This window comes from Bradyrhizobium sp. 155 (genome assembly GCF_023101105.1).
Classification (GTDB): Bacteria; Pseudomonadota; Alphaproteobacteria; order Rhizobiales; family Xanthobacteraceae; genus Bradyrhizobium; species Bradyrhizobium canariense_D.
This window is the reverse complement of record NZ_CP064704.1, coordinates 382,070-397,759: the sequence shown is the minus strand read 5'-3', so window position 1 is coordinate 397,759 and position 15,690 is coordinate 382,070. Positions and strand designations below refer to the sequence as shown.

The following is a 15,690-nucleotide window of genomic DNA, read 5'->3' as shown; positions in this document are numbered from 1 at the left end:
CGGTGCTCGTGCGCGGCGTTTTAGTCCTCGCAATCGGCAGGACGCGGGCGTACGCTCGACCACGTCAGCGCAGCTCACGCAATTGCCGCGCGTCGATGTTGCGCTGCATCTTTCGCGCCTCGTGTGCGCAGCGGCGATCTTCATTGGTTCGGGCGGGTGCATCTCACAGCCCCGCCCAGCGACCATTGCAGCGCCGATCTCGCACGCGGACGAACTCGAAACCCAGGAGGAGACGACGTCATGGCCAAGGGACAGCAACGCAGCAACCGCGAGACCAAGAAGCCGAAAAAGGACAAGATCAAGACCAGCGCCGCAGCGCCAAGCCGCAAGGACGCGGCCTGGCAGCCGGAGATCGGCCAGAAGAAGAAGTAGCCGGCGGGCGCCTTCCCTTCTCCCCTTGCGGGAGAAGGTGGCATAGGCGGCCTTCGGCCGCCGTTCTTGAAAACGCCGATGCTTCGCATCGGCTATGGCGCCGGATGAGGGGTCTGTCTCCGGGAGTTCTGACGCGAGAGATTCGCACGCGGAGAGAGACCCCTCACCCGTCTCGCCGCTTCGCGGCGATCCACCCTCTCCCGCAAGGGGAGAGGAGAAGAAGCGTCATCTCCCTCTCCCCGCCCTTTTCCGCTATACTCGCCCGGGTAGCATCAGCGGGAGGGGCATCCTGTGGATCACGAGCGCAACGCCGAGCACACATCCGAGCCGAAGAACCTTGTCATCTGCTGTGACGGCACCGGCAACGAGATTTCCGAAAACATCTCCAACGTCCTGAAGCTCTATCGCTGCCTGCGCAAGACCGACAAGACGCGGCCGCGGCAGATGGTGTTCTACGATCCCGGGGTCGGCACGGTGACGGAGCCGTCGACGTGGCACCGCTGGAAAGCCAACGTCAATCTGGTGCTGGGGCTCGCCACTGGCTACGGGCTCGATGACAACACGCTGTCGGCCTATTGCTTCCTGGTCGAGCATTACGCGCCGGGCGACAGGATCTACCTGTTCGGTTTTTCGCGCGGTGCCTACACGGTTCGCGTGCTGGCGGGGCTGATCCACAAGATCGGCCTGATCTCGCCGGAGCAGGCCAACCTCGCAGGCAGTGGCCTCGTCGCCTACAAGCAATATTCCGGCACCGGGCGCGGCAACGATGTCAGCGACCTCATCGATGAGGGTTTTGACGACAGCGGGCCGCTGCCGAAAAACAAGTTCGATCTCGCCGCGCAGTTCGCACGCATCACCTCGTCGCGCTGGCCGACCATCCACTTCATCGGCGTCTGGGACACGGTGGCGAGCGTGATCGTGCCGCGCGCCGACCGGGGCTATTTGCCGAGCTTCGAGGAGCTCGCCTTCACGCTGCGCAATCCCAGCGTCAACATCTTCCGCCAGGCGATCGCCATCGACGAGCGGCGCTGCATGTTCCGCCTCAAGCAGTATGAGGAGCCGCAGGAGTACTGGCGCAACCGCTTCGTGCCCGACGACAAGAAGGAGCCGCAGGACATTTTGCAGGTGTGGTTCGCCGGCGTGCATTGCGACGTCGGTGGCGGCTATCCGGAAGTCGAGAGCGGCGAGTCCAAATATCCGCTGCTCTGGATGATCGAGGAGGCGACCAAGGCGGGGCTGAACTTCAACCCGCGCACGGTGAACCAGCTCGCCTGGGGCATCCAGCGCAAGAACTCGCCGTTCCAATACGTGCCGCCGGCTTACACCGGCAAGACCGGCGAGCTGCATGATTCGATGACGGCGCCCTGGCGCGTGCTGGAATATCTGCCGAAGAGCGCCAAGTACCGGGAATGGCCGGCGCGGAAGGTGTTTCTCGGGTTCTACATCCCCGATTGCGAACCGCGCCTGATCCCCGAAGGCGCGCATGTGCATGAGAGCGTGTTGAAGCGGATGGCGGTGGAGCCGGACTATCGGCCGGTGAATTTGCCGAAGGAGTATGTGACGGTGCCGATGCCGCTGCCGCCGGGTGTGGGCATGGTGGCGGAGTCGGGGGAGATCGTGGTGGGGTGAGGGCCTTCCCTTCTCCCCCTGTGGGAGAAGGTGGCATAGGCGGTCTTCGGCCGCCGTTCTTGAAAACGCCGACGCTTCGCATCGGCTATGGCGCCGGATGAGGGGTTGTCGCCGCGAACGCGAAAGCTTCGTATGCCGTGCGAGACCCCTCACCCGTCTCGCCACTTCGTGGCGATCCACCCTCTCCCACAAGGGGAGAGGGGGAAGCCTTCCCACCCCGCTACCGCCGCTTTCTCCATTCGCCGATACTTTTCATTAAAATTCTCCGCCCCGCCTTAGCCGGATCGAATCAACTCCTGGGCATCATCTCCTGACCACCCGCGCCATCCGCGGAAATTGGAGGAGAGTGCCAATGCATCCGCGACGACATGCCCGCGTCAAACCCGCGGGCCTGGTGTCCCGCCAGGCCAAGATCATCACCGACCCGCGCGCGCCGGTGATCCCCTGCACGCTGATCGACTATTCGCCCGGAGGTGCCTGCGTCGATCTCGGCGGCCAGGTGAAGATTCCCGATCGCTTCGAGCTGCTGCATGTGAACACGAAAAAACGCTGCCGCGTGGCGTGGAAGCGCGGCACGAAGGTGGGAGTGGTGTTTTGACTCCTTCCAGCTGCTGAACAAGGCCGCGCTCCACACTCCGCTCGGCTCCCTCCCCCCTTGTGGGGGAGGGTTGGGGAGAGGGGTGGCCCAGCAAAAGGTGTTAGTTACGTGCGAAGCGATGGCAACAGAGTGTCGCTTCATTCGACAGAGCACGCCGTGTGGCTACCCCTCTCCCTAGCCCTCCCCCACAAGGGGGAGGGAACGCAGTGTACTTGCGGCGCGATCTCTCCCAACACAACAAATTCACGGTTTCCGCATCCGCGCCTTTGCGCCCGCGACGATCTGCATCGCGACGCCGGCGATCCAGCCGAACAAGGCGAACCAGCTCCAGGCGATGTGCGGATCGAGGCGGAGCACGATGATGGCGACGGAGGCGAGCGCGGTGAGCGTGGCGCAGAGCGTGCCGGCGGCGCTCAACAGTTCCGCGGCGTCGATGTCGCCGTGGGCCTCGTCGAACGGCAATTGCGGCGTGTCGATGCCGAGATAGAAGCCGACGAAGCCCAGCACCATCATCAGCAGCAGGAACCCCTCGGTGGTGAGCGCGGGGATCGCCGATCCCACATAAGCGCCGACAAACAGCCCGCACGCCGCGCCCGCCATCGCAAGGCCCACGCGCTCGATGACGTGGGCAGCTTTTCGAACACGAAATCGCATGGCGGGCCTCCGCGAGGCGTTGGACGCACGCGAGGTTAGGCCAGATTTGGGTGGGGTGGAAGCTGAGAGGGTTTACGGATGCGTGAGGCGGAACGGCACGGGACCAAAAGGTACGCGGAGCAACGACCTTGGCGTGTGTCGCATGGCTGCCTCCCCATCCTCATGGCGAGCGCAGCGAAGCAATCCAGGATCTTTCCGCGGACACAGCCTGGATTGCTTCGTCGCAAGGGCTCCTCGCAATGACGAGTTTGCGGCGCGGTCCTCGCGCCAGACTCGCCTCTCTCACCGCGCCCCGAACGTGGTCTTGCCGAACAGCGCCTTCTGGGTCGAGGGCTGCGAGCGCCAGTATTGCGGCGGGGCTTCGACCTCGCCGCCGAGTTCGGCTGCGGCGTGCCAGGCCCAGCGCGGGTCGTAGAGCAAGCCGCGGGCGAGCGCGACCATGTCGGCCTTGCCGGATGCGACGATCTCTTCGGCCTGCTTCGGCTCGGTGATCAGGCCGACGGCGATGGTGGGCAAACCGGTCTCGCGCTTGATGGCCTCTGCAAACTGCACCTGATAGCCGGGGCCGAGTGCGATCTTCTGCAGCGGCGAGACGCCGCCGGAGGAGGCATCGATCCAGTCGACGCCGCGCGCCTTCAGCGCGTTTGCGAATGCGATGGTCTGCGCCAGGTCCCAGCCGCCCTCGACCCAGTCGGTCGACGACACCCGCATGCCGACCGGCTTGTCGTGCGGGAATACGGCGCGGACCGCGTCGTAGACCTCCAGCGGGAAGCGCATGCGGTTCTCGAGCGAGCCGCCATATTCGTCGGTGCGCCTGTTCGAGATCGGCGACAGGAATTGATGCAGGAGATAGCCGTGCGCGCCGTGCAGCTCGACCGCGTCAATGCCGATGCGATCGGCGCGCTTGGCGGCATCGACGAAGGCCTCGCGGATGCGCTTGAGGCCGGCGGCATCGAGCGCCAGCGGCGCGGCCTCGCCCTCCTTGTGCGGCAGCGCCGACGGCGCCACGGTCTGCCAGCCGCCCGCGTCCTGCGGAATCAGCTGGCCGCCGTCCCAGGGCCGCGCGCTGCTGGCTTTGCGGCCGGCATGCGCGAGCTGCATTGCGACGGCGGTCGAGGAATGTTTCCGCACCGAGGTGAGGATCTGCTTCAGCGCGGCCTCGGCGGCATCGCTGTAGAGCCCGAGGCAGCCCGGCGTGATGCGGCCGATCGCCTCGACATGGGTCGCCTCGATGCAGAACATCGCGGCGCCGGACAGGCTGAGATTGTTGATGTGGGTGAAGTGCCAGTCGGTGGGGACGCCGTCCTCGGCCGAATATTGGCACATCGGCGACACCACGATGCGGTTCTTCAAAGTCAGGCCGCGCAGCTTGATCGGGGAAAACAGGGCGCTCATGCGGGGGAGTTCCGGGATGGGGGGCAGGGAGATGGAGAGAGTGTAGTGGGCGATGCGCCGATTGCCAGCCGCGCGGGGGGCATGGCGGCTCGCGGGGGATGCATTGCGGCCGCGCCGCCCTACTCCACCAGCGCGAACTGCAGCAGCAGGGTGCGCTGGAGCATCGAGAAATTGTCGTCCGACACCAATGTCAGCACGGTCTCGCCGTCAGCCGTGACGTGGGCGTCGATGCCTTCCATGTTGTCGATCTCGTGGCCGAGATCGGCCTTGAACAGCACGGGGCCGTCGACCAATGCGCCCGGCGCGATCGATTTCAGGGGGATCGCGCGGATGCGGATATCGACGCCGGTGAACCAGGAGAATTTGCGTTCGAGGATCAGGAGATCGCCCGAGGGCAGCAGCACCGCGTCGCTGATGAGCTGCTGGTCGGTGCGGCGAATGCTGAACTGGCCGGGTGTGGGGCCGCCGAGCAAAAATCCGATCAGATTGCCGTCGGCATCGAAGCCGCCCTCCGACAGCGCGATCAAGGTGCCCGCGAGCGGCTGCCCCTTTGGAACGAACACCAGCGCCTCGAGCCCCTTGTTGTAGGGCAGTTTGCGCACCGCCGGCGGGGTCGGCAGCACCTCGCCGCGCGCGCGTGTGCCGCCCTTCGCAAAATCGAACCGCATGATCTGGTTGACGCGCTCGAGCCCGACATAGACGAGGTCGCCGTCACGCGCGAGCGACTCGGTGTCGTACCACAGCCGCTTCTCCGTGATCGGCCGCCCCTCCGCATTGAGCACCGGCGCGGCCTCGACGTCGCCGAGGCCGGTCATGATCCGCCCGGAATAACGGATGCGACCGGTGAACCAGGTGCCCTGGTCGGAGATCGCGAGGAAGCGCTCGCCTTTGCTGTCGAGAAAGCGGAAGCCGGACAGGCCGCCGAAGCCGCGATGCGGCGAGGTCAGCACCAGGCCGCCGCGATAGTCCAGCGAACCGAACCGCGTGCGCGCGCGGTCGCGCGGCTCGAAATTCGGGATCGGCCGCGCGTTGACCTCGATGCCAACGGGCGCGGCGACGGCGTGCTCGATCAGCGCCGGCTTCGGCGCCGGCTGTGCCTGCGCCAGGCGAGACAGTGCGAGAGTGGAAAATCCCGCCGCCGCGTGGCCGATAAAGCTGCGGCGGGACCGATGGTTGCTCACGAATGCAGTTTGCGTCGCGGGCGGTTGGCCGGCTGCGTGGGCGCGGTGTTGGTCTCGCTGAACAGTTCGGCGAGTTTTTCGGTGATGGCGCCGCCGAGCTCTTCGGCGTCCACGATCGTCACCGCGCGGCGATAATAGCGCGTCACGTCATGGCCGATGCCGATCGCGATCAGCTCGACCGGCGAGCGGGTCTCGATCTCCTCGATGATGTGGCGCAGGTGCCGCTCGAGATAGTTGCCGGGATTGACCGACAGCGTGGAATCGTCGACCGGCGCGCCGTCCGAGATCATCATCAGGATCTTGCGCTGTTCGGGCCGGCCGAGCAGGCGCTTGTGCGCCCAGTCGAGCGCCTCGCCGTCGATGTTCTCCTTCAACAGCCCTTCGCGCATCATCAGGCCGAGGTTTTTCCGCGCACGACGCCAGGGGGCGTCCGCCGACTTGTAGATGATGTGGCGGAGATCGTTGAGGCGGCCGGGGCTGGCCGGCTTGCCGGCGGCAAGCCACGCCTCGCGCGATTGCCCGCCCTTCCAGGCGCGCGTGGTGAAGCCGAGAATCTCGACCTTGACGCCGCAACGCTCCAGCGTGCGGGCGAGGATGTCGGCGCAAGTCGCCGCGACCGTGATCGGCCGCCCGCGCATCGAGCCGGAATTGTCGAGCAGCAGCGTCACCACGGTATCGCGGAACGTCGCCTCCTTCTCGTGCATGAAGGACAGCGGGTGATAGGGATCGGTCACCACGCGCGACAGCCGCGCGGGGTCGAGAATGCCCTCTTCGAGATCGAATTCCCAGGCGCGGTTCTGCTGCGCCATCAAGCGCCTCTGCAGCCGGTTGGCGAGACGGGCGACGATGCCCTGCAGATGCGCGAGCTGCTTGTCGAGATAGGCGCGCAGCCGCTCCAGCTCGTCATGGTCGCAGAGGTCTTCGGCGGCGATGACCTCGTCGAACTTCGGCGCGAAGGCGTGATATTCCGGCCCGCGCGGCTCGTTCTTGCCGTGCGAATTCGGCCGCGTCGCCTCGCCCGGCGTCTCGTCGTCGCCGAGCTCGCCGTCGTCGAAGGTGTCGGAGGTCGAGGCCTGCGCGCTTTCCATCGCGCTCTCGCTCATCTCCTCGCTCGACGCCTGGGCCTGATCGGCGCTCATCTCCTGCGCGGCGTCGGAATCGGGCGAGCCCTCGGCGCCGGACTGATCGTTGTCGCCGTCCTGGTTCTCGTCGTTCTCGTCATTGTCTTCGCTGTCGGCGCTGCGCTCGTCGCCGATCTCGAGCGCCGTCAGCAGATCATGCACGGCATCGCCGAACCTGGTCTGGTCCTCGACCACGGTATCGAGCCGGTCGAGCCGCCTGCCGATCTTGTCTTCGAGAATAGGGCGCCAGAGATCGACCATCTTCTTGGCGGCCGTCGGCGGCGCCATGCCGGTCAGGCGCTCGCGCACCAGCATTGCCAGCGCGTCGGCGAGCGGCGCGTCGGCGCGATCGGTGATCTCGTCGAACTTGCCGCGATGGAAATGGTCGTCGAGCATCGCGGTGAGGTTTTTCGCAACGCCCGCCATGCGCCGCGCGCCGATCGCCTCGACACGGGCCTGCTCCACCGCCTCGAACACGCCGCGCGCCTGCGGATTGCCCGGCATCAGCTTGCGATGCACCTTCGGATCGTGACAGGCGAGCTTGAGCGCGATGGAATCGGCGTGGCCGCGCACGATGGCGGCATCACGCCTGGTCATCTTTCGCGCGGGCTCGGGCAGCCGCGCCTTGCCCGGCGCGAGCCCGGGACGCTCGGCGGCGAAGCTGACGTCGAGCTCGGGCGCCTTGGCGATCGCCTTCAGGCAGGAGGCCACCGAGCGCTTGAACGGCTCGGTCGGGGCTTCCTTGGTGTTGCGGAATTTGGAGTTGGAGGTGGTGCTCATCTCGCCCTTACCCGTCGTCCCCGCGAAGGCCGGGACCCATAACCGCCGGCAATCATTGCGTCAGGAGAAATTAGCAGCGTCGCTTCACAGAGAGACCTCGCGGTATGGGTCCCGGCCCCCGTGCGCAATTGCGCACTCGGCCGGGACGACACACCGAGAGCGATCAGCTGAGCGCCACGTTCACCGACGATTCCGGCAGCTCCGCGTTGAAGCAGCGCTGGTAGAACTCGGCGACGAGGGGACGTTCGAGCTCGTCGCATTTGTTGAGGAAGGTGACCCGGAACGCAAAGCCGATGTCGCTGAAGATGTCGGCGTTCTCCGCCCAGGTGATCACCGTGCGCGGGCTCATCACCGTCGACAGATCGCCATTGGCGAAGGCGTTGCGGGTGAGGTCGGCGAGGCGAACCATCTTGTTGACGATGTCGCGGCCCTCCGTGGTGCGATAGTGCTTGGCCTTGGCCAGCACGATCTCCACTTCCTCGTCATGGCTGAGATAGTTCAACGTGGTGACGATCGACCAGCGGTCCATCTGACCCTGGTTGATCTGCTGGGTGCCGTGATAGAGGCCCGAGGTGTCGCCGAGGCCGACGGTGTTGGCGGTCGAGAACATGCGGAATGCCGGATGCGGCTTGATCACCTTGTTCTGGTCGAGCAGCGTCAGCCGGCCGGAGACTTCCAGCACGCGCTGGATCACGAACATCACGTCCGGGCGGCCGGCGTCGTATTCGTCGAACACCAGCGCGACGTTATGCTGGAGCGCCCAGGGCAGGATGCCGTCGCGGAATTCGGTGACCTGCTTGCCGTCGCGGACCACGATCGAGTCCTTGCCGACGAGGTCGATACGGCTGATGTGGCTGTCGAGGTTGACGCGCACGCAGGGCCAGTTCAGTCGCGCAGCGACCTGCTCGATATGGGTGGATTTGCCGGTGCCGTGATAGCCCGTGACCATGACGCGGCGGTTGTGGGCGAAGCCGGCGAGAATGGCGAGCGTGGTGGCGCGGTCGAAGCGGTAATCGGAATCGACTTCGGGGACGTGAGGATCGACTTCGGAATAGGCGGGGACTTCGAGATCGCTGTCGATCCCGAACACCTGGCGCACCGACACCTTCATGTCGGGCAAACCGGAAACTTCCTCAACTTTGGACATCGCGGCGGTCGTCATCAATCCTCCGAGGTCCCGGGCGATCCCGAGACCAGTTATTGCACGTTGGCTGCGGCTGGGTGCTGTTGCGAACCTATCAGAGACAACGGGCGGGCAGAAGCCCGCCCCCCGATCAAAGTTCCGTTGTCTTTTCATTTAGATAGGCAAGGAACGCGATTTTTGGAAGGCTGCCCTGCGAATCACGCCTGAATTTCGTGCCGAAGGCACCGTCCTGCCGACGCGGGTGGCACTTTTACCGCCGCTCATTACTTATGTAGGGTCTGAATATAGGGTCCGAACCCCAAGGCCCAATCCCACCGCAGAGACGATGTGACGTCCTTTCTCGATCCCCTCATTTCATTCGTCTCGGCCCATGCGTGGCTGGCCTATCTGACCCTGTTTCTGGCGGCCCTGCTCGAGGCGGTTCCGGTGGTGGGGTCGGTCATCCCCGGCTCGACGATCATCCTGGCGCTGAGCGCCCTGGTCCCGGGCGGCGAGCTCAAGCTGCAATGGGTGTTGCTGGCGGCGGCGCTCGGCGCAGTGCTCGGCGATGGTTCGGCCTACTGGATCGGACACCGGCAACAACGGGAGATCCTCAACACCTGGCCGCTGACCAATTATCCGCGTGTGGTCGAACAGAGCGAGAATTTCTTCCACCGCTTCGGCACCTGGGCGGTGTTCTTCGCCCGCTTCGTGCCGCCGATCCGTGCCTTCGTCCCGGTCACGGCGGGCGCGCTCGGCATGCCCCCGGCCCGCTTCTACGCCATCAACATCCCGGCGATCCTGGTCTGGGCGCCGGCGCATGTGCTGCCGGGCGTTTTGGCGGTGTCGGCCCTGCACGAATATGCCGGGCTGCCGCACCATGGGCATCCGTATAAGCATATGTGGATTTTGACCGTGGTCGGCGTGGCAATCGTCGTAGGCCTGGCGGTTTGGATCTATCGCCGCCGGAACGGCGGCGGCGTGGCGGTGGCGAAGCCGCGAGGGTGATAGCGTCGAGCGGCGCACTGCGGTTTGGGGACTTCGCAACGTGGCGGCCCTTGCCTCCAAGCCGTAACGCGTTACATTGTAACGCGTTACATGGGATCGTTTCCAATGACTGCACCCGCTGAAAGAATGAAAATGATGCGCCAGCGGAGGCGGCTGCGGGGCTTGCGCGAACTGCGCCTCGTCGTAGCTGATGCTCGCTCGCGGTCAGTTCGACGACGGGTGGCGAAGCAAGTTGCCAGCCTCGACCCCGATCGCGAGCGCAACGCGCTGCAGTGGATCGAGTCGGTCTCCGAGTTTGATGCAGATGCAACGCGGTGACGTCGTGACCGTCGCTGCAACGGGCGACTATGGCAAACCCCGCCCGGCGGTCATCGTGCAGAGCGACGCTTTCCCTGAAACTCATGCCTCCGTCGTGATCTGCCAGTTGACTTCCGAACTGGTGCACGCCCCGGATTTTCGGGTGACTATCGAGCCAACCCGCGAAAATGGATTACGACTGAGATCGCAGGCGATGGCCGACAAGCCGATCACCGTGAGACGCGAACGGATCGGACAGAAGATCGGGCGCCTCGGCAGCCAGGATATGGCGCGGATTGGGATTGCTTTGGCGTTCGTGTTAGGGCTTGCGGATTGATCAGGTACCCGAGCACGGGCTTCCGCCAGGACGACCGCAGCAGCGATCCTAGCTAGCAGCGCCTCCCCTCCGCCCCGGTGCCGGCCCGACATACCTCGCCCGGGGCCTGATCAGCTTGCCGAACTGCAACTGCTCGCTCGCATGTGCGATCCAGCCGACGCTGCGGGCCATCGCGAACAGGGCGAGCTCGCTGCCGCCAGGCAGGCGCAGCGCGTGCACGAGCACCGCGAGCGCGTAGTCGATATTGACGAGTTCGCCGGTCGCCTCCGCGATCCGCTCGGGCACCTCCTTGGTGAATTTGCGCGGTGCGCCTGCGCGAGAGAGCGCGTTGAGCAGCGATTGCGCGCGCCGATCGCCCCGCTTGTAGACGCCGTGACCGAAGCCGGCAAAGCGTTCGCCGAGCGCGACACGCTCCCGGACCATTGGCTCGACGTCACGATCGACCAGTGCCTTGACGAGCTGCGAGGCGAGCACGCCGGCACCGCCGTGCTTCGGTCCCTTCAGCGCGGCGAGGCCGGCGATGACGGAATCATAAAGATTAAGACCGGTCGAGGCTGCGCAACGCGCGGTGAAGGTGGACGCGTTCAACTCATGCTCGGCGAGCAGAACCAGCGCGCGGCGTATGAGATCGGCCGCGTGCTTGTTGTCGGGAGCCCAGGCACTGGCGATCTGCTGGTGCAGCGGCTCGGCGGACGGCTCCGTATTGAGCATGGTCGCGACCAGGAGCCGGACGATGCGCGCACCGACCATCGCACGTCCATCATGCGCGCGGGTGAAGGCGCGGGGATCGGCGCTCGATGCGAGCGCCAGCACGGCAATGGCGCGATCGATCGGCGCGGCGCGCCGCGCGGCCTGCGCGATCAGGCGCATCTCATCGGACACCGCGGGAAAATTGTCCGGCGCAAAGGGATCGACGCCGGAGACGTCCCACAGAAGCGTCGCCGTGTGCTCCAGCGTGTCGTTCTCCGCGAGATCGACGCAATTGACGCCGCGATAGATCGCGCCCTCCTCGGTGATGGTGGAGATCTCCGTGTCCATGACCGGCAGATCGGCATCGAAGCTGCGCAGGCCGCGCGGCTCCGGCGACGGCACCCGACGCTCCTTCAGCGCCCGGACGTCCTCGGCGCGATAGCGGTTCTTGCGCGAGTCGGGCGTCGGCTCGGAGCGGACCAGGCCGCGGCTGACATAGGCGTAGAGCGTGGCCGGCGAGATCGCGAGCTCGGCGGCGGCTTCCCGGGCGGAGAGGTAGAGACCTTCCGAATTTTTCATATTGATTAATGTAATCAAGATTGATCAATCTGTCGAGAGGCCTGATCTTTGGCTGGTGCAAAGGAGATTTGGGCCATGAACATCCACCTCACCAAGAGCCAGATCGGGCTGGACGGCGTTCCCGCGGCCGAAACCGTGCTGAGCCATGTCGACGGCGAGCGCGGCGAGTTGATCATCGCCGGCGAGCATGTTGGCCGACTGGCGAGCCAGTCGAGCTTTGAGGGCGTCACCGCCCGGCTCTGGAACGGCGCCAGCACGACCACGCTGAGCGAAGCCGATGTGCGCGCGAGCCTGGGCGCCGCACGCGAGCGCGCCTTCGCGCGGCTGGATGAGCTGCTGCCGGCAACGCGCGGCATGGGCATCATCGACGGATTTCGCGCGGCGGTCGCGGGAGTTCGCGCCGAGCACGGGCTCGCCCATGAGGCGACGATCGTCGGCGCATTCCCGGTGATTGCGGGCGCGCTCGTCCGCCGGGCTAGGGGTCTCGATCCCGTGGCGCCCGATCCGAACGTGAGCCAGGCTGCCGATACGCTTCGCATGCTGCACGGGCGCGCGCCCGAACCACGCGAGGTCAGGGCGCTGGACGCCTATCTCGTGACCGCCAGCGACCACGGCATGAACGCCTCGACCTTCACCGCGCGCGTGGTGGCCTCAACGCACGCAGATCTGTTTGCCGCCGTCACCGCCGGCTATTGCGCGCTGACGGGTCCGCTGCATGGCGGCGCGCCGGAGCCGGTGCTGGAAATGCTCGACGCGATCGGCTCGCGCGAGCGCATCCAGCCCTGGGTGGACGCGGCACTCGCCCGCGGCGAGCGAATGATGGGCTTCGGCCACCGCGTCTATCGCGTGCGCGATCCCCGCGCCGACGTGCTCAAGACCGCGATCGAGGCGCTGGCCTCGGACGGCGCCGACCTGCCGTTTGCCGGCGAGGTCGAGGCCTATATCCGCGCAGCCTTGCGCAAGAAGAATCCGGACCGGCCGCTGGAGACCAATGTGGAGTTCTTCACCGCGATCCTGCTCGATGCGCTGGCGATTCCGAGGCAGGCCTTCACGCCGATCTTCGCCGTGGCGCGCGCAGCCGGCTGGACGGCGCATGCGCGGGAGCAGCAGCGGACCGGGCGGCTGATCCGGCCGAGCTCGTCATATGTGGGCGCGATGCCGAAGGCGTAGGGAATGCGTAGCCCGGAGCGCGTGCTTCCCCTCTCCCCTTGCGGGAGAGGGTGGCTCGCCGCAAAGCGGCGAGACGGGTGAGGGGTTGTCTCGACACCCTCATATCTTGCAGTTGAATTCGCCGAGAGAAACCCCTCATCCGGCGCTTCGCGCCACCTTCTCCCGCAAGGGGAGAAGGGAAGAAAGCGCGCGCGAAGCCTACGCCTCGCGCACCACGGTCTTCAGATAATTATACGCCTTGATGATTTCGATCAGGCGATCCTCGGTGGAGCGGTCGCCACCGTTGGCATCGGGGTGGTGCTGCTTCACCAGCGCCTTGTACTTGGACTTGACGTCGGCGAGCGTGGACTCGGGGGCGAGGCCCATCACCTGAAGCGCCTTGCGCTCGGCGTTCATGATCTTGCGCGTCTCGGCCTTGGGCGCGGCCTGCGGGCCGGCGCGCCAGCCGGTGCGGCCGTTCAGCTCCTGGAACATGCTGAACGGATCGAAGGCGCCGTCGATCTCGGCCTCGGCGCCCTTCTTGACGCCGCCATTGGCGCCCATCTTCCAGGTCGGACGATGACCGGTCAGCGCATCTTTCTGATAGCGCGCGACAGCGTCGGCATTCATGCCGGAGAAAAAATTGTAGTTCTGGTTGTACTCGCGCACGTGGTTCAGGCAGAAGTGCCAGTACTCACGCTGATTGTCGCGACCCTTGGGCGCACGATGCGCGCCCTTGTTCTGACACCCGGTCCATTCGCAATTGACCACGGCGTCGCGCGGCTTCACCTCCGGCTGCTTGCCTTTCGGCTTGATCCGGATGGAGTCGAAGAACTTTGATGAATCGATCGGCATGGCTGACTTTGACTACGCAATGCAAAAACCTTCAAGTCTTGACATTGCAATTAGCTGAAAAGCATAGCCGAAACTATGCTGAGGCGTCCTTGAACGGCCGCTAGAGGCGGCCTATCCAATACGGAGAGCGATCTCGCACCGTAATGACCCAGATGGCCATCAGAGACACTATCAGCAACAAGTTGCAGGAAGCTTTCACGCCGGAAAGCCTGCAAGTCGTCGACGAGTCACATTTGCATGAGGGCCACGCCGGCCATCGGCCGAGCGGCGAGACGCACTTTCGGGTTTATATTGTGTCTTCCGCCTTCAAAGGGAAGAGCCGGGTCGATCGCCACCGCATGATAAATTCGGCGCTGGCCGCGGAACTCTCCGGCAGCGTGCACGCGCTGGCGATCCACGCGCAAGCGCCGGGAGAAGGCGGCAGCTAGCTCGCCGATGCGGCTGTCATGCCCGCAAAGGCGGGCATCCAGTACTCCGAGGCGGCGCGGCTAGAATCGAGCCGCTGCGGCTTACTGGATCGTCCGCCCCAGTGCGCAAGCGCGCACAAGGCGGACGATGACAGCTACCGCTTCAAAACGACGTCCCCGCCCGCCGCCGCTTGGCTTCCTCCATTTCCGTCTCGCGCGGCACCGGTGAAATACGGAGCGCGGTGATGCGGTTGCGTTCGCGGCGGAGGACGCGGAAGCGGAAGCCGTGAAAGGTGAAACTCTGGCCGCGGTCGGGGATCGAGCGCGCCTCGTGAATGACGAGGCCGGCGACCGTCGTTGCCTCTTCGTCGGGCAGGTGCCAGTCCATGGCGCGGTTGAGATCGCGGATCGGGACCGAGCCGTCGACGACGACCGAGCCGTCCGGCTGGGCGCGCACGCCCGCGACCACGACGTCATGCTCGTCGGAGATGTCGCCGACGATCTCTTCCAGAATGTCTTCCAGCGTCACGAGGCCTTCAACTTCGCCGTACTCGTCGACGACCAGGGCGAAATGAGTCTTGCGGCGGCGGAACGCCTTGAGCTGCTCGGAGACGGGCCGCATTTCCGGCACGAACCAGGGCGGCAGCGCGATGGTCGAGACGTCGATGCGCGAGGTGTCGCCGTCGGACGCGCGGATCGCGCGCAGCAGATCCTTGGCGTGGAGCACGCCGATGATGTTTTCCGGTTTCTCGCGCCACAGCGGGATGCGGGTGTATTCGGCCGCCAGCACCTCGCGCACCAGATCCTCCGGCGGCAGGTCGGCGTTGATCATCGTCATCTCGGTGCGATGGATCATGACGTCGGAGACCTGGAGCTCGCGCAGATCGAGCAGCCCGCCGAGCATGTCGCGGTCGTGCTTCTCAAACTTGCCTTCATGATGCAGCAGGTCGACCGCGCCGCGGAGGCGCTCGGTCGGCGACAGGATCGCCTGGTGCTCGCCGGCAAGGCCAAACAGGCGCATCAACAGCCGCACGATGACTTCCACGATCCGCAGCAGCGGCCCCAGCACGTACATCGTCAGCCGCATCGGGCGCGCGACCGCGAGCGCCATACGGTCGGGCGCGTTGATCGCGATGGTCTTGGGCAGCACCTCGGCGAAGATCACGACCAGTGCGGTCATCAAGCCGGTGGCATAGAGCACGCCGACGTCGCCGAACCAGGCCGTGAAAATGCTGGTGGCCAGGGCGGATGCACTGATATTGGCGATGTTGTTGCCGAGCAGCAGGGCGCCGATCAGGCGCTCGCGCATGTCGAGCAGCTGCGAAACCACGTCGGCGTCGCGATTACCCTGCTTGGAGAGCCGCAGCATGCTGGCGCGCGAGGCGCCCGTCAGTGCGGTCTCGCTCGCGGCGAAGAAGCCGGAGACCAGCAGGCAGAGAATGACGATGGTGAATCCGAGCCAATCCATGAACCACTCTGGTTTCTTGTTTTGACGCGTTACTTACGCGAACCGGT

16 protein-coding genes are annotated in these 15,690 nt (G+C 65.5%); 8 read left to right on the top strand and 8 right to left on the bottom strand.

Features of this window, described 5'->3' with window-relative positions; all coding sequences use genetic code 11:
• Window positions 1-240 precede the first annotated feature (240 nt).
• The 3 genes from IVA93_RS40730 to IVA93_RS01865 all read left to right on the top strand — a co-directional run bounded on the left by IVA93_RS40730 (window position 241) and on the right by IVA93_RS01865 (window position 2,599).
• Window positions 241-372, top strand: a complete 132-nt coding sequence (locus IVA93_RS40730; RefSeq protein WP_007599247.1) for a hypothetical protein — start codon at window positions 241-243, stop codon at window positions 370-372.
• A gap of 291 nt (window positions 373-663) precedes the next feature.
• On the top strand, window positions 664-2,001 hold the full coding sequence (locus tag IVA93_RS01870; RefSeq protein WP_018452938.1) for a T6SS phospholipase effector Tle1-like catalytic domain-containing protein: 1,338 nt from the start codon (window positions 664-666) through the stop codon (window positions 1,999-2,001).
• A gap of 352 nt (window positions 2,002-2,353) precedes the next feature.
• Window positions 2,354-2,599, top strand: a complete 246-nt coding sequence (locus tag IVA93_RS01865; protein ID WP_007599245.1) for a PilZ domain-containing protein — start codon at window positions 2,354-2,356, stop codon at window positions 2,597-2,599.
• A 243-nt stretch (window positions 2,600-2,842) separates the two neighbouring features.
• Here IVA93_RS01865 and IVA93_RS01860 read toward each other — a convergent pair whose 3' ends face one another.
• From IVA93_RS01860 to cobS, 5 genes are all read right to left on the bottom strand, one after another.
• Window positions 2,843-3,253: a hypothetical protein gene (locus IVA93_RS01860; RefSeq protein WP_026232425.1), complete on the bottom strand. Its 411-nt coding sequence runs from the start codon at window positions 3,251-3,253 to the stop codon at window positions 2,843-2,845.
• 282 nt (window positions 3,254-3,535) lie between these two features.
• The gene (locus tag IVA93_RS01855) at window positions 3,536-4,648 is read right to left on the bottom strand and encodes an NADH:flavin oxidoreductase/NADH oxidase (RefSeq protein WP_018452936.1); all 1,113 of its coding nucleotides are present in this window, start codon (window positions 4,646-4,648) and stop codon (window positions 3,536-3,538) included.
• Window positions 4,649-4,767: 119 nt separating this feature from the next.
• Window positions 4,768-5,829, bottom strand: coding sequence for an esterase-like activity of phytase family protein (locus IVA93_RS01850; RefSeq protein ID WP_018452935.1), 1,062 nt, complete (start codon window positions 5,827-5,829; stop codon window positions 4,768-4,770).
• Window positions 5,826-7,730 (bottom strand): cobaltochelatase subunit CobT, encoded by a 1,905-nt coding sequence (gene cobT, locus IVA93_RS01845; RefSeq protein ID WP_018452934.1) that lies wholly within the window; start codon window positions 7,728-7,730, stop codon window positions 5,826-5,828. Before cobT ends, IVA93_RS01850 begins: the two co-directional genes overlap by 4 nt.
• A 163-nt stretch (window positions 7,731-7,893) precedes the next feature.
• A complete protein-coding gene (gene cobS, locus IVA93_RS01840; protein WP_018452933.1) occupies window positions 7,894-8,892 on the bottom strand; it encodes a cobaltochelatase subunit CobS in 999 nt (332 codons plus the stop codon).
• A 309-nt stretch (window positions 8,893-9,201) separates the two neighbouring features.
• On the opposite strand from cobS, the gene IVA93_RS01835 reads away from it, so the two are divergent.
• The 3 genes from IVA93_RS01835 to IVA93_RS01825 all read left to right on the top strand — a co-directional run bounded on the left by IVA93_RS01835 (window position 9,202) and on the right by IVA93_RS01825 (window position 10,495).
• Window positions 9,202-9,861 carry a DedA family protein gene (locus IVA93_RS01835; protein ID WP_018452932.1) on the top strand — a complete coding sequence of 220 codons (660 nt, stop codon included), beginning with the start codon at window positions 9,202-9,204 and terminating at the stop codon, window positions 9,859-9,861.
• Window positions 9,862-9,966: 105 nt separating this feature from the next.
• Window positions 9,967-10,179: an antitoxin MazE-like protein gene (locus IVA93_RS01830; protein WP_143273843.1), complete on the top strand. Its 213-nt coding sequence runs from the start codon at window positions 9,967-9,969 to the stop codon at window positions 10,177-10,179.
• Window positions 10,166-10,495, top strand: a complete 330-nt coding sequence (locus tag IVA93_RS01825; RefSeq protein ID WP_247789947.1) for a type II toxin-antitoxin system PemK/MazF family toxin — start codon at window positions 10,166-10,168, stop codon at window positions 10,493-10,495. Before IVA93_RS01830 ends, IVA93_RS01825 begins: the two co-directional genes overlap by 14 nt.
• Window positions 10,496-10,543: 48 nt before the next feature.
• On the opposite strand, the gene IVA93_RS01820 is transcribed toward IVA93_RS01825, so the two are convergent.
• Window positions 10,544-11,764, bottom strand: coding sequence for a citrate/2-methylcitrate synthase (locus IVA93_RS01820; RefSeq protein ID WP_085358851.1), 1,221 nt, complete (start codon window positions 11,762-11,764; stop codon window positions 10,544-10,546).
• Between the two features lie 75 nt (window positions 11,765-11,839).
• Between IVA93_RS01820 and IVA93_RS01815 the strand changes: the two genes are divergently transcribed.
• Window positions 11,840-12,934 carry a citrate synthase/methylcitrate synthase gene (locus IVA93_RS01815; protein ID WP_018452928.1) on the top strand — a complete coding sequence of 365 codons (1,095 nt, stop codon included), beginning with the start codon at window positions 11,840-11,842 and terminating at the stop codon, window positions 12,932-12,934.
• A 198-nt stretch (window positions 12,935-13,132) separates the two neighbouring features.
• Here IVA93_RS01815 and IVA93_RS01810 read toward each other — a convergent pair whose 3' ends face one another.
• Window positions 13,133-13,768, bottom strand: a complete 636-nt coding sequence (locus IVA93_RS01810; RefSeq protein WP_018452927.1) for a J domain-containing protein — start codon at window positions 13,766-13,768, stop codon at window positions 13,133-13,135.
• 152 nt (window positions 13,769-13,920) lie between these two features.
• On the opposite strand from IVA93_RS01810, the gene IVA93_RS01805 reads away from it, so the two are divergent.
• Window positions 13,921-14,196 (top strand): BolA family protein, encoded by a 276-nt coding sequence (locus tag IVA93_RS01805; RefSeq protein WP_026232423.1) that lies wholly within the window; start codon window positions 13,921-13,923, stop codon window positions 14,194-14,196.
• 142 nt (window positions 14,197-14,338) lie between these two features.
• Here the strand turns inward: IVA93_RS01805 and IVA93_RS01800 are convergent, their stop codons facing one another.
• Complete coding sequence (locus IVA93_RS01800) at window positions 14,339-15,643, bottom strand: HlyC/CorC family transporter (protein ID WP_018452925.1); 1,305 nt, start codon at window positions 15,641-15,643, stop codon at window positions 14,339-14,341.
• Window positions 15,644-15,690: the final 47 nt, after the last annotated feature.